The 22,016-nt window shown below is 36.2% G+C and carries 15 protein-coding genes; 8 read left to right on the forward strand and 7 right to left on the reverse strand.

From position 1 onward, the window contains the following. Positions 1-45 precede the first annotated feature (45 nt). Both nadB and EZ456_RS01570 read left to right on the forward strand, forming a co-directional pair. Positions 46-1,632, forward strand: a complete 1,587-nt coding sequence (gene nadB / locus EZ456_RS01565; protein ID WP_131526690.1) for an L-aspartate oxidase — start codon at positions 46-48, stop codon at positions 1,630-1,632. A 67-nt stretch (positions 1,633-1,699) separates the two neighbouring features. Continuing rightward, positions 1,700-2,212: a gamma carbonic anhydrase family protein gene (locus tag EZ456_RS01570; protein WP_131526691.1), complete on the forward strand. Its 513-nt coding sequence runs from the start codon at positions 1,700-1,702 to the stop codon at positions 2,210-2,212. 197 nt (positions 2,213-2,409) lie between these two features. On the opposite strand, the gene EZ456_RS01575 is transcribed toward EZ456_RS01570, so the two are convergent. From EZ456_RS01575 to EZ456_RS01605, 7 genes are all read right to left on the reverse strand, one after another. After that, positions 2,410-4,056 carry an Ig-like domain-containing protein gene (locus EZ456_RS01575; RefSeq protein WP_131526692.1) on the reverse strand — a complete coding sequence of 549 codons (1,647 nt, stop codon included), beginning with the start codon at positions 4,054-4,056 and terminating at the stop codon, positions 2,410-2,412. Between the two features lie 121 nt (positions 4,057-4,177). Continuing rightward, on the reverse strand, positions 4,178-6,040 hold the full coding sequence (gene mnmG, locus EZ456_RS01580) for a tRNA uridine-5-carboxymethylaminomethyl(34) synthesis enzyme MnmG (RefSeq protein ID WP_131526693.1): 1,863 nt from the start codon (positions 6,038-6,040) through the stop codon (positions 4,178-4,180). A gap of 193 nt (positions 6,041-6,233) precedes the next feature. Beyond that, positions 6,234-8,096: an ABC-F family ATP-binding cassette domain-containing protein gene (locus tag EZ456_RS01585; RefSeq protein ID WP_131526694.1), complete on the reverse strand. Its 1,863-nt coding sequence runs from the start codon at positions 8,094-8,096 to the stop codon at positions 6,234-6,236. 555 nt (positions 8,097-8,651) lie between these two features. Further along, the gene (ybeY, locus tag EZ456_RS01590; RefSeq protein ID WP_131526695.1) at positions 8,652-9,089 is read right to left on the reverse strand and encodes an rRNA maturation RNase YbeY; all 438 of its coding nucleotides are present in this window, start codon (positions 9,087-9,089) and stop codon (positions 8,652-8,654) included. A 66-nt stretch (positions 9,090-9,155) separates the two neighbouring features. Next, complete coding sequence (locus EZ456_RS01595; RefSeq protein ID WP_131526696.1) at positions 9,156-9,449, reverse strand: type II toxin-antitoxin system RelE/ParE family toxin; 294 nt, start codon at positions 9,447-9,449, stop codon at positions 9,156-9,158. Next, positions 9,449-9,688, reverse strand: a complete 240-nt coding sequence (locus EZ456_RS01600) for a hypothetical protein (protein ID WP_131526697.1) — start codon at positions 9,686-9,688, stop codon at positions 9,449-9,451. The genes EZ456_RS01595 and EZ456_RS01600 overlap by 1 nt, the downstream gene beginning before the upstream one ends. A 31-nt stretch (positions 9,689-9,719) precedes the next feature. Next, positions 9,720-13,037, reverse strand: a complete 3,318-nt coding sequence (locus EZ456_RS01605; RefSeq protein WP_131526698.1) for a DUF4175 family protein — start codon at positions 13,035-13,037, stop codon at positions 9,720-9,722. 309 nt (positions 13,038-13,346) lie between these two features. Between EZ456_RS01605 and EZ456_RS01610 the strand changes: the two genes are divergently transcribed. The 6 genes from EZ456_RS01610 (at position 13,347) to EZ456_RS01635 (ending at position 21,942) form a co-directional block, all read left to right on the forward strand. Further along, on the forward strand, positions 13,347-13,895 hold the full coding sequence (locus EZ456_RS01610) for a sigma-70 family RNA polymerase sigma factor (protein WP_131526699.1): 549 nt from the start codon (positions 13,347-13,349) through the stop codon (positions 13,893-13,895). Between the two features lie 100 nt (positions 13,896-13,995). Beyond that, positions 13,996-15,054, forward strand: coding sequence for a FecR family protein (locus EZ456_RS01615; RefSeq protein WP_131526700.1), 1,059 nt, complete (start codon positions 13,996-13,998; stop codon positions 15,052-15,054). 41 nt (positions 15,055-15,095) lie between these two features. Next, positions 15,096-18,182 (forward strand): SusC/RagA family TonB-linked outer membrane protein, encoded by a 3,087-nt coding sequence (locus EZ456_RS01620; protein ID WP_131526701.1) that lies wholly within the window; start codon positions 15,096-15,098, stop codon positions 18,180-18,182. Between the two features lie 2 nt (positions 18,183-18,184). Further along, positions 18,185-19,630 (forward strand): RagB/SusD family nutrient uptake outer membrane protein, encoded by a 1,446-nt coding sequence (locus EZ456_RS01625; protein ID WP_131526703.1) that lies wholly within the window; start codon positions 18,185-18,187, stop codon positions 19,628-19,630. Between the two features lie 11 nt (positions 19,631-19,641). Continuing rightward, entirely contained in the window at positions 19,642-20,400 is a 759-nt protein-coding gene (locus EZ456_RS01630; protein WP_131526705.1) for a DUF4843 domain-containing protein, read from the forward strand. Positions 20,401-20,424: 24 nt separating this feature from the next. After that, positions 20,425-21,942: a PKD-like family lipoprotein gene (locus EZ456_RS01635; protein ID WP_131526707.1), complete on the forward strand. Its 1,518-nt coding sequence runs from the start codon at positions 20,425-20,427 to the stop codon at positions 21,940-21,942. Positions 21,943-22,016: the final 74 nt, after the last annotated feature.

Genomic DNA, 22,016 nt, shown 5'->3' on the forward strand with positions numbered 1-22,016 from the left:
ATCAACTAGTTGTTAACATCGTGGATAAAGTAAATGTTTTTATTAATGAGGAAAGTAGATTTTCTGGTAATTGGTTCAGGTATAGCGGGTTTAAGTTTTGCACTTAAAGCAGCGAAGTTTGGTAAGGTTTTAATTGTTACTAAATCGAACGAAGACGAATCGAATACAAAATACGCTCAAGGCGGTGTTGCGGTAGTGGTAGATAAAGGTGATTCTTTTGAGAAACATATAGATGATACCTTGATTGCCGGAGACGGATTATGTGATGAAAAAATTGTGGAAATCGTTGTAAAAGAGGGGCCTCAGCGTATTCAGGAGATCATTGATTATGGTATAAATTTCGATAAGGATAACGCTGGTTTTTATGATTTGGCGAAGGAAGGTGGGCACTCTGAACACCGTGTTTTACACTATAAAGATATCACCGGATATGAGATTGAACGGGTGTTGCTGAATGAAATTCACGAGAATAACAACATAGAGATATTAACACATTACTTTGCACTGGAGTTAATTACCCAGCATCACCTAGGTGAGTTTGTGGATAAACGTACCGAAGATATTAACTGTTATGGTATATATGCCTTTAACACAGAGCTTAACGATGTGGAAAAGATTGTGGCAAACGTTACAGTAATGGCTTCGGGTGGCGCCGGACATGTATATTCGGCTACAACAAATCCGGTCATTGCAACAGGCGATGGCATGGCAATGGTTTATCGTGCAAAAGGAAAAGTGAGGAATATGGAGTTCATCCAGTTCCATCCAACCGCTTTATACCATCCTGGGGAGTATCCATCATTTTTGATATCGGAGGCTGTTAGGGGTTTTGGTGGTGTTTTAAGACGTAAGAATGGTGAGGAGTTTATGCATGAATATGATGAACGTAAATCATTAGCACCACGTGATATTGTGGCGCGTGCAGTAGATAATGAAATGAAGAAATCGGGTGATGAATTTGTTTACCTAGATATTACAATGCGTAAAAAAGCAGATATTCTGAAACACTTTCCTAATATATATGCTAAATGTTTATCTATAGGGATAGATATGACGAAAGATTATATTCCTGTTACGCCTGCATCTCATTATATGTGCGGTGGTATTCTGGTTGATGAATACGGACGTTCATCTATTAAAAATTTATATGCTTGTGGAGAATGTTCTTCTACAGGTTTACATGGTGCTAACCGTTTGGCTTCCAATTCTTTATTAGAGGCTACAGTTTTTGCACACCGTATATACCAGGATGCTATTGAAAACTTTAAAAATAATATCATTCCAGAGAACATTCCTGAGTGGGATTCGAAAGGGGTTACACAAAGTAATGAAGATGTATTGGTAACCCATAATCTAAGGGAATTACAAAAAGTAATGGGCGATTATGTAGGTATTGTTCGTTCTGATTTTCGTTTAGAAAGAGCACATCGTAGGTTGTTTTTAATCTATCAGGAAACAGAAGAATTTTACAAAAAAAATAAGGTTTCGGTTAAGCTTTGCGAATTGAGAAATGTAATTCAAACCGCTTATCTGGTTATAAAATCTGCCATGCAGCGCAGAGAGAGCAGAGGGTTACATTATACTACTGATTATCCTGAACATGCAAAAGAATTGGTAGATACTGTTTTTTAACCCCTAAATTCCCTGAAGGGGACTTTAACGCATTGTCCATTATCCATTAACCATATTACATTTTAAAATGCCTTTAATACTACCCGTAAAAGATAAGTACCCCGAAATTGGAAAAGATAATTTTATTGCAGAGAATGCTACAATAGTTGGTGATGTAATAATAGGTGATAAATGTTCAGTATGGTTTAATGCCGTGATTAGAGGCGATGTAAATGCCATTACGATAGGAAATGAATCAAACATACAAGATGGTGCCGTAATTCATGCGACCTATTTAAAAGCGGCTACACACATCGGTAATAGGGTATCTGTGGGGCATAATGCCATAGTACATGGCTGTACGGTTCAGGATAATGTATTAATTGGAATGGGTGCAATTGTAATGGACCATGCTGTTATAGAAGAGTATTGTATTATAGCTGCCGGATCTGTAGTATTGGAGAATACCATTTGCGAAACCGGTTATTTATATGCCGGTACTCCAGCTAAAAAGATAAAGCCCATTACCGAAGAGCAAAGGGCTTTATTAAATAAACTGCCTGATAACTATATTATGTATTCGGGCTGGTTTACGAGTTAAGTTGTTCATTTTTACCAAGAGTCGTCACCCTGATTCATTTCAGGGTCTATCACGCTAGAAAGATGCTGAAATAAATCCGATAGCTATCGGATCAGCATGACGATTGGATACTAAAGACCTAAAATTTAGCGTTAAAAAAAAATATAGATTTCTCCACTACGGTCGAAATGACGATCTCTATATTAAGTAATTCTATTTTAATCACTTTTAGGAGGTGCAGGGATCTCTAATGGATCTTCTCGTTCCCAATTCGGTTTTAAATCCATTAAAGCCTTTAAATACCAAACCTTTTCAGGTTGATATCCTTCTTTAACATTTCCTGTATCCCAGATTCCGTTTTTATTATCGTCGTAAATCACCCTGAGCATATATTTGCCCGCTGGATATTTAGAAAATGTAATTTTTGAATTTTTACTGACCGGAAAAGATTTTATGATATCCTTTTTTTCAGTCAAAAACTGCACTACATATCTTTTTGAGGTATCTGGCACCGTTACATTTAATAGCAAGGTGGTATAAGCATCCTGGCTTTCGAGTGAAAAACGTTTGGTTATATCTTTATTCTTGGCGTTAAATATAGCTGTAAATGCGCCTGCAGCTAACTTTAAATCGTAAGTTCTTTTATTTTTCCAGGGATATTTAATATAATATTTAAGAAAATCTACACTGTCTTTTACTACCTCAAAAGTAGTGCGTTTTAGAGAATCTTCTAAAAGGGTTATTTTAGTGGGATCTGCAGCAGTCATTGGAAATGGAAAGGTTAGGGTTAACTGCTGGAAAGGGTTTAACTTACCGCCCGATAAATTATCAGAAATAGCAACATCGCGTGTATAAGTGTCTTTTTTACCTCTCGTAAAGTTTAAAGTCTGTAAAACCTTACCTTGATCTTGTATGGCCACCTTAACCGAATCGAAACTTAAGTCCTTTAACCATACTTTGGCAGTGTCATTATTTTTAGAAAAATGGACAAACTTACCTACATCTACAGCTGGTGGGTCTGTAATGGTTATTTTAGGGCTTTTAAGCTGCTGATTGAATATGATTGATATACTTCCGTCATTATTTAATTTTCGGTCAAGAATGCGAAATTCAGGAGCAAGCTCCTTAAATATCTGGAGATTGATGTTCTCTATATTTTTATCTATTACAATGGGTTCTTTTATAAATCCAACTTCATCCGAAAGCTGCTGGTATATTTTATCGCCTCCTCCGCTACTCTCTTTAACCGCATACACTTTATAAGTACCTTTTCTTAGGTTATTCAATTTGTACGTTCCAGCACTATCAGTAGTGGTATATATTGATGGACGTTTTTTTCCAAATATGGTATCTCTTTCTAAAGGCAAAATAAATACGGTAACTTCTTTCTCTGGTTCGTCACTTAGCGAATTGATTACTTTACCGCTTAGTGATAGCGAATCTATTTCGGGTCCGGTAGAAAAAACATAGGATAGATTTTTAACTACATTTCCTTCGTTAACATCGGCAACAGATTTTCCGAAGTTTAAGGTATAAGTTGTATTTTTTTCTAAAGTATCTTTAAGATTAATTTCTAATCTCTTTTGTCTTTTTTTTAACTCCGGAAGTTTTTCCTGATCGGGTGAAATGGAAAATTCTTTAAACTCATCTTTAAGATTAAAATATTCATCAAACTCGATTACTATTTTTTTAGCATTAAAATTCCTTGTTTGATTTTTTGGAGTCATGCTCAAAACTTTTGGCGGTTTAGTATCTTTTGGTCCGCCTTGTGGCGTTTGGATACTTGCGCAACCAAAAAACAGGAGCAAGGTTATAACAACCGCTAAATTTTTAAGGTTAAAATACTGAGCTTTTAAATTTGGCATATTTTAAACGTTCTGACGAATTTTTATACTTTTTGGAACCGTAATATTAAAAAATATTTTTTTTAGCTTATATCGCTTTATTTTAAGTCTACTTTATGATAGTTAAATCGTTGATTATCAATTACTTATTAATATATACCATTAAAACTGAAATATCTGAAGGTGAAACCCCTGAAATTCGTGAAGCCTGACCTAAAGTACGTGGTTTGATCTTAAATAATTTTTCTCTAGCCTCTTTTGAAATGGAAACAATTTTATTGTAATCGAAATCGGGTTTAATTTCTTTGTCCTCCATCTTCAGCATCTTGGCCACAATTTCATTTTCCTTCTCAAAATAACTTTCATATTTAATTTTGATTTCAGCCTGCTCAATGGTTTCGTTATCTAAATCTTTGGTTGCTTCTGCAAGTGTTTTACTTACTTTAATCAGATCAGGTAATCCAACATGAGGTCTTCCAACCAAACTGTGTATTTTTACATTCTGATTTAAAGGAGTAGATCCCAAACTTTCGAGCATCGGATTTGCGTCGCCCATTTCAATACCTTGGTTCCTGGTGAACTTAACCAAAGCATCGGCATTTGCAATTTTCTTATTTACTTTTTCTAAACGCTCATCAGAAATTAAACCTAGCTCATGCCCGATAGGAGATAAGCGGATATCGGCATTATCTTGTCTTAATAATAAACGGTGTTCGGCTCTCGATGTAAACATGCGATAAGGCTCTTCAGTTCCTTTCGTTACCAGATCATCAATTAAAACACCAATATAACTGTCAGATCTTTTCATGATCAGTTCGTGTTTATCCGTAATTTTTTGGTGAGCATTTATACCAGCCATGAAACCTTGACAAGCCGCTTCCTCATATCCTGTAGTTCCGTTAATTTGTCCGGCTAAAAATAAATTGCTGATCAATTTAGTTTCTAGTGTTAAAGATAATTGGGTAGGCGGAAAGAAATCGTACTCGATGGCATAACCCGGCCTAAACATTTTTGCCTGCTCAAAACCTGGTATTAATCTTAAGGCTTTAAATTGTACGTCTTCTGGAAGTGAAGTTGAAAATCCATTTACATAAATTTCGCAGGTATTCCATCCTTCGGGTTCAACAAAAATCTGGTGTCTGTCACGCTCTGCAAAACGGTTAATCTTATCTTCAATTGATGGACAATATCTCGGACCTAAGCCTTTAATTCTTCCGGTAAACATAGGCGATTTTTCAAAACCTTCTTTTAAGGTTTCATGAACATCTCCATTGGTATAGGTGATCCAGCAACAGCGTTGATCGGTTGAAACTTCTGTATCAGTATAGGAGAATTTACTAGGGTTCTCGTCTCCCCACTGCTCTTCCATTTTGGTATAATCTAAACTTCTTCCGTCTACACGTGGGGGAGTACCAGTTTTCATTCGGCCTGCTTCCATGCCTAATTCTACCAGTTGTTCTGTAATTCCCGTCGATGCTCTTTCGGCTGTTCTACCTCCGCCAAATTTCTTTTCTCCAATGTGCATTATGCCGTTTAAGAAGGTCCCATTGGTAAGTACTACTGCTGTACTTTCTATCTCGATACCTAAAGATGTTTTAACACCATAGATCGTATTATCTTTTACCAATAAGCCTACAACACTGTCTTGCCATATATCAAGATTAGGTGTTCTTTCCAATGCTAAACGCCATTCTTCGGCAAATCGCATTCTGTCAATCTGTGCTCTTGGGCTCCACATGGCAGGGCCTTTAGATTTGTTGAGCATCCTAAATTGAATTGTTGATTTATCAGATATAATTCCTGAATAACCCCCCATAGCATCAACTTCACGAACAATCTGTCCTTTAGCTACGCCACCCATTGCAGGGTTACAACTCATCTGGGCAATGGTGCCCATGTTCATTGTTATTAATAAAACAGATGATCCTAAATTGGCGGCAGCAGCAGCAGCTTCACAGCCTGCGTGACCAGCACCAACAACAATCAAATCGTATTTTGCAAACATTTTATTTTGTATTTCTTTAATTGTTCCACGTGAAACAATTGGTTTTTATTTACTACGGTTAGCTTAAAGCGGAATCAAAATTCCTACTATTTACTAAGTAATAGCGTTTGACTCCCTTCACTGGGACTTACTTGTTTTTAATGATGTTCCACGTGAAACATAACGCGGAAAACATCTTTGAATTGCATTTCGGTTATTCTGAAAGTTCTAGCCAGCGCATAGTAAATTCATCAAGTTTTGCCTGAAGAGATTCTATCTCGTTGGAAATTTCTTGAATTTTTATGTAGTCGGTAGAGTCAATTTTAACAAGGCTCTCATTTAACAAAGCTATTTTGTTCTCTGTTTCTGCAATACCTTTTTCGCTTTCTTCTAATTCTTTTTGCTCCTTGAAGCTTAATTTTTTTACCGCTTTAACAGGTGCTTGTTCTACAGCAGGGGCAGGGGTTTTCTTGGTTTCTGTTTTTACTTTTGGTTGCTCTAAACTCAAACGGTACTCAGAATAATTACCATTATAAATTTTAACTATACCTTCGCCTTCCATGATAAACAGTTGATCGCTCATTTTATCGAGTAGGTATCTGTCGTGAGAAACCAGCATTAATATACCAGGAAAGTTTTCTAAAAATTCTTCAAGAACGTTCAGCGTGTCGATGTCAAGATCGTTCGTTGGCTCATCCAAAATTAAAAAGTTTGGGTTTTGCATCAGTACCTTCATCAGGTTCAAACGCTTCTTTTCACCACCACTTAATTTCTCAACCATGCCGTGTTGTTTCTTCGGTGGGAAGAGAAATAAGGTTAGTAGGGCAGAGGCTGTAATTACAGAACCATCAGCCATCTTGATATATTCAGCATCTGATTTTACAATATCAATTACTCTTTCCTTTGGGTCGAAAGTTAAACCGCCCTGTTTGTAATAACCAAAAACCGTGGTATCTCCTGTGTCAACTTTACCATTATCTGGTATCAGCTGGCTAGTTATAATATTTAATAGCGTAGATTTTCCTGTTCCGTTTTTACCCGCCAAACCAATTCTGTCTCCTCTTTTAAAGGTATAACTAAAATCGTTGATAATCGTGCGTCCATCAAATGCTTTTGCAACGTGTTCTAGCTCAATAATCTTCCCACCTTGGCGAGACATCTTCATTTGTAAGCTAATACTCTGATTATCAGACTTTTTCTTTGATTTTTCTTCTAAATCATAAAAAGCATTGATTCTAGCGTTAGATTTCGTTCCACGAGCCTGTGGCATGCGTCTCATCCACTCCAATTCTTTCTTTAATAGCTGTTGGTTCTTATGTAAAACCGTCGCGTCTAAAGCCTCCCTTTCTGATTTTTTCTCTAAGTAATAAGCATAATTTCCGTTATAGTTAAATATTTTTCCTCTATCTAATTCTACAATGGTATTGCAAACATTATCTAAAAAGTACCTATCGTGGGTAACCAGTAGAATTGTTTTTTGTCCGGTGGTTAGTAATTTCTCCAGCCATTCAATGGTATCAATATCCAAATGGTTGGTTGGCTCATCGAGCACCAAAATTTCTGGATCTTCAATTAAAAGCTTAGCCAGGGCTAAGCGCTTCTTTTGTCCACCAGACAGTGTAGATATTTTCTGTTGAAGATGAGTAATGCCCATTCTGTTTAAAATGGTCTTGATCTCGTGCTCATATTCCCAGGCGTTATGCTCGCTTAATTCTTCATATAGTCTGTTAAGCGTTTTTTCGTCTGGATTGGGATCTTCAATTAATTCTTCATATTCCTTAATCAACTGTTGTTGCTTATTCTCCAGAGAGAATATGTGATCACTAATAGAAAACCCTTCAGTAAATTGTGGCTCTTGATCGAGAAACCCAATTTTAACAGCTTTATTTTTTACAATTTTACCTTCGAGCGGAGGGAACCTTTCTGCCAATAATTTTAAAAGTGTACTCTTACCTGCACCATTAATTCCAACCAACGCTACGCGCTGACCAGAGTTAATACCTAAGGTTAAATTTTTAAATAGCCATTCGTCATGATAACCATGTCCTAAGCCTTCTGCCGCAATTAGTGTGCTCAATTTTTTTGTATTTCGGATTTATAAAGGAAAATTAGTGCAAAAGTAAGTATAAAATATTTGGAACGGCATAATCAAATTGTAAAGCGATCTGTATCAGGCGAAATATGGAGTATGATTGATTATTTTATCGGATAGAAATATGTATTTATGCTGAAATATATCTCTATAGGCATTGTATTGCGTCCCATTGTAAGGGGCTATAAAAGAAAACAGCGGTCGGACTCGCTCCACCGCTGCTTCAATCATTAACTAAAACTAAACTTTATCTTGAGTGATGACTAGAAAATGGTTTCTAGGGTCATCAGCTTTATATTTTTACTGTTGCTTTTTATTATAAGACTGCAGTAGCTAAGAAATGTTGCAGAGAATTTTGGTGTATTATACCAGTATAGAATAATAGTCGACGAACGCCCGTAACTTTTAGACGAACGCCATTAAATATTTGATATGAAAGACCAGCAGGAACTATGCTGAAACAGGTTCAGCATGACGATAGAAATAGATAAGAGGGATCAAATTAACCCTCAGAATGGTACTATGGGAAGAAAATAGTAATTAAACTAAACCAATCTCTGATCTGTAACCGAGATACTCATCTTCTTTCTGAGTCATAAGGGTTTTAGCCGGTTTTCCTTTGTCTTTGTAACCTAATAAATGTAGGGTACCATGAATCATAATGCGGCAAACCTCATCAAGTTCCAGAGTTTTGAAGGTTTTAGCATTTTCTTTAACGCGTTCAATACTAATGAAAATATCGCTTACAATCTGTTTTTCTTCTTCTGAGTTATCGAAAGTAATGATATCGGTGTAGGTATCGTGGTTTAAGTACTGTTGGTTGATGCCCAACAGGTATTCGTCGCTACAGAAAATGAAATTGAGTTCCTGTAACTTAAAACCTTCTTTTTCAATCGTAGCTTTAATCCATTTTTTCACCTTAAGTTTTTGAGGAAGATTATAGCTAACTGATTCTGTGAAAAATGATATTGCAGGCATATTGTTGTGTTTATGGCTGCAAATTTAAGAAATATTAAAAGTTAAAAGCATTTAAAGATTAGGAGATTATTTCCCTTTGAATTTTAATTTTGGGTTTTTTGCCGTATGAAAAACTGCGAAGATTATTATTTCATTCTCATTAACTTCAAATATTAGCACATATGGAAATTTGTTCAGGACTAAATGGCGGTAATTCTTTTTTAGTTTTTGATAAAAAAGAGGATTCTTTTCTAATTTACTATAGCATCTGCTCAGTTCTGCTAGAAATAAATCTCCTAGGCCGACTTTTTGTTCTTCATACCAATCATAAGCATCTTTTGCCATTTGAATGGCAATGGGCTTTATTTGAATGGTATACATTATAATTTTTTAAGTCCTTTAATTATATCTAATGAGTCTTGCTTGGTGTAAGATTTTGTTTCACCTTTTAGATGAAGTTCTTTTTCTCTATCAAGAATTTCCAAATGTTCTTCAGACAGACTAAAAGATTGTTTGTCCTCAATTTCCCTTTCTAGGAGTGTATAAATCGCTTTTATCTTATTATCTTCTGCATCAGATAAATAGGTGATCAATCTTTGTCTTATTGCTGTGCTTGTCATAATATCAAATATAATAAAAAAACACTGTGGCCTACCGCTCTATATTCAACGATTTCAAATACTCAGCTATCTTATTCTTATAGTAATAGTTTAAACTAGGTGGCAATTTCTGCAGCATATCATTACCGTTTTGTTGCTGTTTTTTAAACTTATCGACCATTTTTTGGTATGATGGCGGAAACTCCTTAGCCGCATTACTTTCGCGTTTTGAATCCTCTTCCTGGTCACGTTCTGCTTTTTCTGCTTCTAACAATTTGGTTAAGAGATCTTTCTGTCTATTTAATGTTTCCTGTTGTAAACGCTTGTTCACCAGATCGCTCTCGGTCTGTTTCATTTCTTTAATGGCTTCATTTAGATTTCCCATTTTGCCAGAACCGTCTTTATTTTCTTCGCGGTTAATCTTTTCTAAAGCCTGACGGATCATCTGTTGCTGTTGAGCCATTTTACCGAACTCCTGGCTCATTTGTCCTTTACCTACGGTACCTTGATTGCCTCCAGATTTCTGCATCTGCTCCCGTGCCTTCTGCATACTTTTGTTCAGTTGCTCCTGCATTTGCGAAAGCTGTTTCATTCCTTGCTTTTGTTTTTTTCCGCTACCACCTTTGCCATTCTTCTGCATGTTTTGCAGCTGACTTAGGGCCTCACTCAACATCAGGGTGAGGTTATTGATGGAAGTCATGGTAAACTGTTGGAAACGATTGGCCTCAGGGGTTCTTCGATCACCCAAACTTTCTAAACTTTTATCCAGGTTGAAATTGATCTTGTTCATTTCCTCGTTAACAGTCGATTCTATCTGCGGAACGCGTTTACTTAAACTGTACAAGCTATCGGCAATGGTTTTAAGGTTATCTTTAATGCTGCGCTGTTTCTGAACATTGCTGGTATAAGATGGATCAGCCGATGTCATTTTCTTTAAGGCTAGCATTACTTTTTCCTGATCAAAAGATGTCGTTAGTAAGTTTTCCAGTAGCCGGCGCAATTCTTTGGCGTTCAGGTTGTTTTCCATTTCTTCGCCCTGCTGCTGCATATCGTTCATTTTTTTAGATAGCTTTTCCATCTGTTCGCCCGCTTTTTGTTGTTTCTGGCTTGCATTTTTCGAATCTTTTTTATCTAAAGCATCTTTACTGTCTTGCTGTTCTTTTTGTATATCCTGCACATCTTTTTCAGGATTTTCGAAAGGATTTGGCCTTTCAAGTGATTGATTTTTTTCTTCCAGTTTTTTCAGATCTTCTTTCAGGTCTTTCATCTCCTTGTTAAGCGCATCCTGTTTTTGCTTTAACGATTCGTTGTCCTGCTTTTTATCTTTGGTTTGCTCAGCAAGTTCCTTTTGTTCTTTAGCCAGTTCATTTAAACGGTCGATATCGGTTTGGAGATTTTGTTCAAATTCTAACTGCTTATAGAGTTCTAAAATCCGATCGAGTTCGTTTTTGAGCGTTTTATTGTCCAATTGCATTTTCGAGAGCTCGTTCTGCGTTTGGTCTTTATTTTTCTCATTCATCAGATTTTGCAGCTTTTGCAAAAGTTCTTTTGTTTTCTCATCCAGCACATTATCAAACAGGTCTTTAATCTGTTTCTGTTTTTCCAGAAGCTCTTCAGTTTGCTTTTGGTCTTGCTGTTGCTGAATATTTTTATCATTCTGCTCCCTAATTTCTTTTACGGCTTCATCAAGCTGTTTTTGTTTGTCTAAAAGGGCTTCAATCTGTTTTTTATCTTCGAAAGAAATCTGTTTTTTATCGATCAGGCTTTCGGCTACCTTTTTACTTTCTTTTTCGATGGTGTTGGCCAGGTGGATTGCCGATTGCATTTTTTGCTTTAAAGCCTGGTTGCTTGCATTTACCTGTTCGGCAGTTTCTTTTTTGGTGGGCTGCTTAAAGGTTTTAATTTCGGATCGGGTAACTTTTGCGCCATTTACGCCGTCGTTATCGGCTACTTCAAAATAATATTCAATTTCCTGACCTGGCTTGGCCGATGTTGTTTTTAAATCCCAGAAATAGAAAAAGGTGTTTTCTGTAACATTGCTTTTAATGGCGATATTCTTAGTTACTGTACCCACAGTGCGGTTATTTTCTTTAATGTTGTATTTAAAACTTAAGCGGCTAAAACCATAATCATCAGTTACTTGTCCGCTAAAATATAAGGCTTTATTACTAACTGAATCTGGCTTTTCTTCTACGGTAATCCCCGGAGCCTGATCTTTAACTACCGTAATTTGGTGTGAAAGCGAATCTCTAATGGTAACGTATTGGTTTTTAGGGGTAATGCTATATTTCGAATTGTTCTTAATTGTGGCATTAAAGGCTGATTCATTATCCTCAACTTTTAAAACATTTTCGGTTCCATTTAAAATGAACAGAAGGGAGCTGCTCTGACCGGTTTTAAAGTTCCAGGTAACTTTTGTGCCTTCGGGCAGGAGCATATCGCCAACATTGGCAATCAATTCCTGTTTTTTTCCCAGATAAGCAGGGTAGTTTAAAGTTGCAGTTGCATTTAGTAGTTCAGGACGTGGTTTAACCGAAACCGTAAACACAGCTGAACTGAAGCCACCACCTTTAAAAACCAATTTTTTATCGCTTTGTATATTTTTGATGCTGTAATTAAACTTACTGATATTCTCTTTTTCGAGTTTATAGGTGTTTTTTCCGTCTTCAACATAAATTTCGGCAGGGATTTCGTCACCGCTCAGTTTAACATTTAACGTTAAATCATCACCTTGGGTAACGGTTAAATTCTTGTTTAAAACCGAGAAACTGAAAGGTGCCTTAGGTGCAATATATTCATCATACTTAAAAAAACTGTTTGTGCCCTCGCGTAAAATAGTGGGTGCAATAATTGCAATTAAGAGAATAATAGACAGCGGAATAAAAAGGTACTTTAAATATTTCCGGTTATCGTTAATGCTAATTGCCGTGTAAAAGGGAACGGGTTTAAGCTCCAATATTTTTTGATCGATACTGGCGAGAATGAGGTGGTTGTTTTCAGGATGATTTTCGGATAAATGATGAAGTTGTAAGGTATTCAATAATTTATCCTTAATATCGGAAAAGTGATTTCCAATGATAACCGATGCTTCGTTAAAAGTGAGGTGTTTGCCCAGTTTTAGCATCGAAAGCACTGGTTTAATGATTAAGAAGCCAACAAGTAAGACGCCAACAAGTAAATAGGCAAAAAATACAAAGGTTTTAAAACCAGCGCTCGGGTTGAGGTAATAGAGGCTTAAAAATACAAGAAGATACAGACCGAGGAGAATAGCGGCGGCATAAATACTGCCCCGCAAAATCTTATTCAGATAAAATTTGCGGATAAACTCCTCTATCTTCCTAAGTAATTCACTGTAGTTATTGCTCACCATATCACCGTAAATGTAAAAATAGTTCCAATCAATTGAAAGAAATCTTATATTAGGATAACGTGTTTATTACAAATTGGTTATCAATTTTAACTATTTGCCGATTTTTTATCGAAATTCTCTTAAAATAACAAAAACGGCAAAAATAAGACAAACGTTTGTTTAATGATAAAAAGCTACTTTTTTCATTAAAATGCGTTAAAAATTTAACAATGGGTTGATTCTTATTTAATGAAAAAATATCTTTGGCGTATCATCCGCTTCGAATAACTAGTAAAATCACCCTTTTTATTTTCTTAGGAATCCCTTTTAATGGACTATGTTGTTGATTTAGTGTCGGGTTGTTTACAAACTTTTCAAACAGTTTACCGTTTGTTCAACCCAAAACTTTATGCCTATGTACTGAAAAAAACAGGTTCAGCATACATGGCCGAAGAGGTGGTGCAGCTTACTTTTATCAGGCTTTGGGAAAAGAGGGAAAATCTTTCATCGGAGTATAGTTTATCAGCTCAGATTTTCCGTATTGCGGGTACGATACTTATTGATCAACTTAGAAAAGAGGCGGTTGGCAAAAAGCATTTGACTATAGTAGAAAATGATTATGCTTTGCGGACAGAAGTTGATCAGCCTGAAATGCACCACGCAGTTGAGCAGGCCATCGAACAAATGGCACCGGTTAGAAAAAAAGTCTTCAAATTAAGCAAAGTTGAGGGCTATTCTTATAAAGAAATTGCAGAAATGCTTTCTATTTCTCCAAAAACTGTCGAAAATCATGTTTCGCAGGCACTAAAACAGCTAAGGGCTGCATTTTCTTCTATTATTTCTTTAGCCATCATCATGTCGGCCATTATTCATAAATAATTATTGCCTTTTTTGACCATCATGGCCGCTATTTTTAGAAATTATACAAAATAATTTCAGCCCAATAGGGGTAAAGCACTTTCAAAAACGTAATGTAGTTATGCAAATCAACCAAAAGCTTGTTGAGAAGTTCTTTGCCGGCCAGTGTACTGCCGAAGAAGCCCGCATGGTAAGTAAATTTTTAGCAGATGGAGACGACCGCGAAATTTATTTAAACAGCGAGGAATGGGAGCATTTTGAACCGAAAGAAAAAGTTGATAGCGAAGTATCAGACCGGATTTATGTAAATGTATTAGATCATATACACGATACAATAGAAATTAAAAGAAGTCGGTTGCGTTATTTGGCTTATGCAGCCTCAATAGCATTGATTGCTACAATAGGATTGGTAGTTTATAAGTTTAACAGTAATCAAATTTCTAAATCTAATACTGTTGCATTATCTAAACGGGGTGTCCCTGCAAGGGTGGCTAAGTTTGTAACCAATACATCTAATATAAAACAAATTCATACACTTCCGGATGGAACTATTGTTGAACTTGATCCAAATAGTGAGGTGAGTTATTTTCCATTTGATCAGGGTAAAAGAGATGTGGTTTTGATAGGACAGGCATTATTTAGGGTACATAAAGATAAAACCAAGCCTTTTACGGTTTTTGCCAATAATTTGGCGACAACTGCTTTAGGAACTGTTTTTAAAATAACGGCCTTTAAAAAGGGTCTTTACACTAAAGTGAGATTAATTGAAGGGAAGGTGGTGGTTAAGCCCCAACGAGAACTTTTATCTGCAGGTGTTAAAACAGTGTATTTATTGCCAGGGAAAGTATTTACGTTAAATATGCAAACCTATGTAGCAAATGTGAAAGAGGTTAATATTATAGCAGCTAAGAAACTTGAAATTTTAGATCAGAACAAAGCTATTGTTACCGAAAATGCCATCATTTTCGATAATGAACCATTAGCTGGTGTTTTTGACGCGCTTGAAACTAAATTGAACATTAAAATAAAATATTCTGCAAATCAATTAAATAAAAAGGTATTTACAGGACAATATGAATTCGGACGCGATGATATGGAGTCTTTCTTAAATATGCTTTGTTCACTGAACAATTTGACTGCAGAAAAAACAGATGCGGGATATAACATAAATAAGAAGTAAACAAAAAACCTAAACACAACTAGACCAAACTAACTAATTTCATGATTAAAAATTTTACTAAAAGGAACGTTCCAAAACGTGTCTTACTGCTATTGCTTTGTCTCTACTACGGGTTCAGTGCTTATGCACAAACCCCATCAGTTAAGGGAGAAGTGAAGGACAAGAAAGAAACGATTGTTGGGGCAACAATTATTGCACAAAACATTCAGAAAGGAACTAAAACAACCACTTCATCTGATAAAAATGGGGTGTTTGTTTTTCCCCGATTAGCTGCAGGCAACTACAAATTCACAATCAGTTTCATTGGCTACGAACCTAAAACAATTACAGGAGAAGTTAAGGATGGTGGAACTTTTTCGCTGTCAGTTAACTTAAAAGAAAGTAATATTGCTCTAGACAAAGAGGTTATTGTAACGGGTACAGGAATTAACCGAAACAGAAATAGTTTTACAGGAACCACAGCTACATTTTCGGGAGAAGCATTAAGGGCAGTTGGCAATAATAACGTCATCCAAAGTTTAAGATCGCTTGATCCATCTTTCATTTTAATGGAGAATAACCTGGCAGGGGCGAACCCAAATGTTTTACCACAAATTGAGGTTCGGGGTAAAACAAGTGTACCTACGGCTACTCTAAAAGATCAATTTGGCGGGGAACCTAATCAACCCCTCTTTATTTTGGATGGTTTTGAAACAACACTGCAAAATATTGTTGATTTGGATATCAATAGGGTAGCATCGGTAACGATTTTAAAAGATGCTGCCTCAACGGCCTTGTATGGTGCAAGAGCATCAAATGGTGTTGTGGTGGTAGAAACCCTTCGGCCAAAATCAGGTGAACTTCAGTTTACTTATTCAAATGACTTAAGGATAGAAAGCCCAATTTTATCAGATTATAATATGATGAATGCGACTGAGAAGCTTGAGTTTGAACGCCTTGCTGGTCGATATAATTATTTTGTAACTCCTCCGGATCCCTCGACACAAATTTACTTGGAGCAGCTCTATAATACTCATTTGGCTGCGGTTAAGAGAGGGGTAGATACGTATTGGCTAAATGAAGCTGTACAAACAGGTATCTCTGAAAACAACTCAATTTTTGCGCAAGGCGGGGATAATGCTTTTACTTACGGGCTTGGTTTTAATTACAAAAATCAAACTGGTGCAATGAAAGGCTCGGGGCGTAACACCTGGAGCGGAAACGTAAATTTGACTTATAGAAAAGGAAAGATCAACATCAATAATATATTATATGTAAGAGGATATCAATCTAGCGAATCCCCGTATGGTTCTTTCTCTAACTTTGTGAATGCAAATCCATACTACATTAAAGATCCTTCACAGCGGTATCTGGAAATAAGTCGTACATCAGTAGGTGCATCATTAAAGGTGAGAAACCCTCTTTATGATGCCTTTTTGCCTAATACAAATGGGAGCAAGAATCTAGAGATTCAGAATAATCTACAAGTAAATTACAATATTACACCAGATCTTCAACTTAGAGGAGGAATGCAAATTGTGAAAGGCTCGGTTACATCCGAATTATTTAGAGCACCTGAAAGCAGTGAATTTGAAGATGTAGCTGTTTTACAAAGAGGAAAGTATACTAATAATAAGACTGATAATTTTTCTTATCAAGGTAATCTGCTATTAACTTATGGAAAAGTATTCGGAAAACATTCTGTGACAGCAAACGCCAGAGCAGAAATTAATAATCGGGATTATAACTCTATTGAATTTATTGCTGAAGGATTTCCAGAAGGAAGTACGGGTAACCCTAGGTTTGCCTACAGTTATAAAGCAAATAGCGCTCCTACTGCTGCATCTAGCGTATACCGTACCGCAAATGCTACATTATCTGCCAATTATGCCTATGATATGCGCTATCTTTTTGATGTATCTTATCGCTTAGATGGCTCTACGGCTTTTGGAAAAAATAAGCAATTCTCACCTTATTGGTCTAGCGGTTTAGGCTGGAACATCAACAAAGAGAAATTCTTATCCAATGCAAAATGGATAAATCGACTTAAGTTATACGCTAATATTGGTGTAACAGGGAACCAAAATTATGGCAATATCACATCAGTTTCGGTTTATAACTATAATAGTTCAACCAATTACAATCAGTTTGGACAAGGTGTTAGCTTAGCTACTTTGGGAAATCCAGATCTTCAACCTCAGAAAACGACCCAAATTAGTACAGGGATTGATTATTCGTTTTTTAATGATAGAATGACTGGATATGTTTCTTTTTATAATAAACGAACAAATCCTTTGGTTGTAGCGGTTGATTTGCCTTCATCAACTGGCGTATTTAGCTATCCCTTAAACGTAGGGCAACTAAATAGTAAGGGTATGGAGTTTAAAATAGGTTATTCGCCAATCTATAATATCGCAAAGCGTATAATTTGGACAGTAGGTGTTTCTGGAGGCTTTAATAAAGGTAAATATGAGGGTTTTGGAAATATACTTAGATCACTGAATAAACAGCAAGAAAATAACAAATCGTTATTGCGGTTTACTGACGGATATAGTCCAGATGATATTTGGGCAGCAAAATCATTAGGCATTGACCCTGCAACTGGACGGGAAGTATTTTTAACAACTGATGGCCAGTATACTTTTGATTACGCTCTCGGAAATGTTCAGGCTGTAGGGAATACAAACCCAATTATTGAGGGTGTTTTCAATACGAGTTTCGGCTATAAGGGGTTTAATTTGGGGTTTTATGTAAGGTATCGTTTAGGTGGAGACATTTTTAATACAGCTTTGTACGATAAAGTTGAAAATATCTCTTACTCAGGAATTGCCTTGAATCAAGATAAAAGAGCATTATACGATCGTTGGCAAAAACCAGGAGATATCGCTCAATTTAAAGGAATTTCACAAACGAGCACCACCCCAATGTCTTCTCGTTTCGTTCAGGAGGAAAACACAATTACGGGCGAGTCTATAAGTATGGGCTATACGTTTGATCGGCAAAAATGGTTGAATAAAGTTGGGCTAAAGACTTTAAACCTTTCTGCTATTACAAATGATCTATTCCGCATATCTACGGTTAAAAAGGAAAGAGGGATTGATTATCCTTTTGCCAATACCGTTTCATTTAGTTTAAAAGCATCCTTTTAATCATGAAAAGAATCTATACAAGAATAATAATAATTTTAGCAGGAGTAGCTGTACTATCATCATGCAAAAAATATCTCGATGTGCAGCCTGAAGATAAAGTTTTGGAAGGGCAAATGTTTTCTACAGAAAGAGGTATTAACACCGTTCTGAATGGCTTATACATTAATCTTTCAAAAAATAATCTTTATGGTGATAATCTAACCCTATCAACAGTAGATATTTTAGCACAAAGGTACAATGTACCATCAACTCATGATCTGTATAAATCGGCTACTTATGCCTATGCGGACAAGCCAATCATTACTAAAATTGATGAAATGTGGAGTGGTGCTTACAGTTTGATATTAAATGCCAATTCGTTTGCTGAAAACCTTGAAAAGTATAAAGGTATTTTAAGCGGAAAAACAGATTCTATTTATCGCGGTGAGGCCATTGGAATGAGAGCCTTACTTCATTTTGATATGCTTCGCTTGTTTGGCCCAAGGTACAGTACTGCCGATTCCATTAAAACGGCTATTCCGTATTATACCCGATCGGGATCGACAATTGAACCCTTGCTTCCGGCAAATTCAGTTTTGGATAGGATTCAAGCAGATTTAGTAAAAGCAGAACAATTATTAAAAGCAGATCCTATTATTGTGAATGGTGTGATGCCCAATGTTTTAAACAACGGAACTGATTTTTTAAGAAATAGAAATTATCGGATTAATTACTACGCAATCAAAGCACTGCAAGCACGGGTTAGCCTTTACAGGGGCAATAAAGTGCCCGCCCTAACTGCGGCTAAAGAGGTGATTCAAAATATCTCTAAATTTCCTTGGGTAACAGTCACAAATGCACTGAGTGAGAAAGCTAATCCGGACCGGGTTTTTACAACCGAAATGATTTTAGGTACACAAAGCACGCAGCTCTATAACAATTACTTAAATAATTTTACACCCGACTTAGCGGAGACGAAAATTTTAGCTCCATTAGCGGCTAGACTTGCAACGGTGTTTGAGTCTAATGAAAATGATTATCGTTATAACTTAAACTGGGCTGTTCCTTCAAATGGAGGAAAAACGTATCGAACTTTTTATAAGTACGCAGATGTTATAGACAAAACCAAAACTTTTAGGTTTTCGGTTCCGCTTATTAAAATTAGCGAGGTATATTATATCGCTGCAGAATGCGAAACAGATCTTAATCAAGCATTTGCAAATATAAATACAGTTCGCAACAATAGGGGCCTTACAAGCTTACCTGTAACTACAAGCGCAACGTTAAATACAGAATTACAAAAGGAATATCAAAAAGAATTTTTTGGAGAGGGTCAATTATTCTATTACTATAAAAGAAGGAATATAACCTCAATTCCTAATGGATCTGCAACTAGTGGTAACATAACCATGACCGCAAATACATTTGTTTTACCCCTTCCATTATCTGAAACCCAAACCCGCCCATAAAACATAAAAATATGAAAAAGATAATTTTTAGTATTTCAGCCATTATGGTTTTAATTGTAATGGTTTCTTGTCAAAAACAATTAATGACTTACGAAGGCAAGCCTGATATTTACTTTAATGAAGCAGGTAAAATTACGAACTCTTCGCAGTTTAATACAGATTCGATAAGTATTTCATTCTCGTTGGCAAAGGGCACAGATTCTGTACAAAAGGTAATTATTGCTTCAACTGGAGCAATGTCATCAACTGATAGAAGTTATAAACTCGAAGTTGACCCCGCTTCAACAGCAATTGTGGGTAAACATTACGATGCTTTGCCAACGAGCCTTTTTATCAAAAAAAATCGAACTCGAGATACAGTTTCATTAAAAATTCACAGAACGGTTGATATGCAGACCAACAGTTATGTTTTGTACTTAAACCTCGTGGCAAATGAGAATTTTGCAACTGAGATGAGGGATAAAGTAACCAATGCAGCAACGGGTACGAAAATGAACTTCATAAAATACAAAATTATTATGAGTGATATTTTGAAAAAACCACGCAGATGGTCAGATAACCTTATGGGCACATTCACCCGAAAGAAATTATTTTTTATGTGCGATTATCTTAATATCACCCCGGCCTATTTGGATACATCTATCTCTGTGGCAGAGGGTACTGCATTTCCAAAGTTGATACAGCGTTACCTAAATGAGCAAAAGATTGCTGGCAAAACCATATATGAGGATGATGGGTCAGAAATGTCAATGGGCCCTGATGCACAATAAATTTAACTAACAAAATCAAAGAAAATGTTAAAGAAAATATATAACGGTTTATTCCCTATCCTTATCGTTCTCGTTTTTGTGTCCTGCAAAAAAGACCTAGGCCATTACGATTATCAAGCAATAAACGAAGTTAAAGGATTTACCGGGATAGCTGATGTAACAGCTATTTATGGAAAACGGTTTATCATGAAACCTGAACCAACCTTTACTCAAGATAATGGATTAGATACCTCAAAATATTCTTACGAATGGACGTATATTGGTAGTAATGGTTTGGGTGCAACTAGATTGTACCAAATGGCTACCACAAGGTATTTGGATGTGCAAATGTCTCTCATTGCTGGTAATTATACTTTTTACTATGGTGTTACAGACAAAGCAACTGGCGTTAAATACCGTAAATCTTTTATTTTAACTGTCAAAAATGAAATTAATGAAGGTTGGTTCCTATTGTGTGACGTTAATGGATCAGCCCGTTTGGATATGCTTTCACTCGAGGGCACCAGCTTTAGAACAATCCCTGATTTACTGGGCTCAACCAGCTCGGGCTTGGTGTTAAAGGGTAGGCCGAAAATGGTGTATAATTATGAGATGGGCGCACAAACTGGTCCAGGTTTAACTTCATCATATGCCATATATTTAAGTACAGACCAAAGCACAGAAAGAATAGATCCTGAAAACTTTAAATGGCAGAGTACCTATACCTTAAAAAATGAGATTTATGGCGCCATACCCCCAAATTTTTATGCAGATGCTATTTTAAGATCTGGCTCAACTCGTTCATATATGATTGGAGCAGGAAACGCATATAATTACGACCGAGTTAATCAAATTCGTTATAGTGTTCCTATTAACTTCATCACAGCCGAACAAAAAACATTTAATGTTGCTCCCTTTATTGCCACCGATGATTTACCTAATTCTGCAATTCCAGCAATATTTTATGATACTGACAATAAAAGATTTGTAAAACATATCGGTTCTTCATCTGCATGTACCTTGATTCCTGATCCATCAACGGGAAAGCTTTTCAGTTTTACTACCGGAATGGATTTGGTTTATATGAACTATGTACCCTTTAATGGTGGTGAGGTTTTTAGCGTATTAAAAGAGGGTGCAACCGGCAATAAATACCTGGCGAGGTTTAACCCGTCAAATAATGCACAATCTTATTATGCTCAAATTGTTGGCACGGACATTAATTTAGCTGAAAACTTTGCTGTAAGCCCAGATTTGGGTTATTTATTTTACAATGTAGGGGGTAAGCTGTATGAGTACGATATGTTTCTTAAAACCAGTAAGATAATGATAGATAAGGGTACAGACAAAATCTCTTTATTAAAATTCCAAACATTTGCTAGCACAACAAAATACCCATACGCCAATAAATTAATTATTTGTAGCTATGATCCTGTGAAGGAAGAAGGAAAAAATGGAAAAATGGAAATGTTCACCGTTCCATCTATTAATGGAGATTTAGTTTTACTGAATAGTTATAGCGGCTTTGGAAAAGTGAAGAGTCTAGTATATAGAACAAGGTAGAAAAATCAGAACACATTATTATTCGTGGCTCCTGTTCAAATCTCCTTAAAAGATCATAATTGGTGTCAAAAATT

The sequence above is a fragment of the Pedobacter psychrodurus genome (genome assembly GCF_004331735.1).
GTDB classification, from domain to species: Bacteria; Bacteroidota; Bacteroidia; order Sphingobacteriales; family Sphingobacteriaceae; genus Pedobacter; species Pedobacter psychrodurus.

Coding starts and splice junctions, on each gene's coding strand:
- EZ456_RS01570 (WP_131526691.1), top strand. CDS start 1,700: ATGCCTTTAATACTACCCGTAAAAGATAAGTACCCCGAAATTGGAAAA.
- EZ456_RS01595 (WP_131526696.1), bottom strand. CDS start 9,449: ATGTATACCATTCAAATAAAGCCCATTGCCATTCAAATGGCAAAAGAT.
- EZ456_RS01615 (WP_131526700.1), top strand. CDS start 13,996: ATGCAAATCAACCAAAAGCTTGTTGAGAAGTTCTTTGCCGGCCAGTGT.
- EZ456_RS01575 (WP_131526692.1), bottom strand. CDS start 4,056: ATGCCAAATTTAAAAGCTCAGTATTTTAACCTTAAAAATTTAGCGGTT.
- EZ456_RS01635 (WP_131526707.1), top strand. CDS start 20,425: ATGTTAAAGAAAATATATAACGGTTTATTCCCTATCCTTATCGTTCTC.
- EZ456_RS01610 (WP_131526699.1), top strand. CDS start 13,347: ATGGACTATGTTGTTGATTTAGTGTCGGGTTGTTTACAAACTTTTCAA.
- nadB (WP_131526690.1), top strand. CDS start 46: ATGAGGAAAGTAGATTTTCTGGTAATTGGTTCAGGTATAGCGGGTTTA.
- EZ456_RS01620 (WP_131526701.1), top strand. CDS start 15,096: ATGATTAAAAATTTTACTAAAAGGAACGTTCCAAAACGTGTCTTACTG.
- mnmG (WP_131526693.1), bottom strand. CDS start 6,040: ATGTTTGCAAAATACGATTTGATTGTTGTTGGTGCTGGTCACGCAGGC.
- EZ456_RS01605 (WP_131526698.1), bottom strand. CDS start 13,037: ATGGTGAGCAATAACTACAGTGAATTACTTAGGAAGATAGAGGAGTTT.
- EZ456_RS01600 (WP_131526697.1), bottom strand. CDS start 9,688: ATGACAAGCACAGCAATAAGACAAAGATTGATCACCTATTTATCTGAT.
- EZ456_RS01625 (WP_131526703.1), top strand. CDS start 18,185: ATGAAAAGAATCTATACAAGAATAATAATAATTTTAGCAGGAGTAGCT.
- EZ456_RS01630 (WP_131526705.1), top strand. CDS start 19,642: ATGAAAAAGATAATTTTTAGTATTTCAGCCATTATGGTTTTAATTGTA.
- ybeY (WP_131526695.1), bottom strand. CDS start 9,089: ATGCCTGCAATATCATTTTTCACAGAATCAGTTAGCTATAATCTTCCT.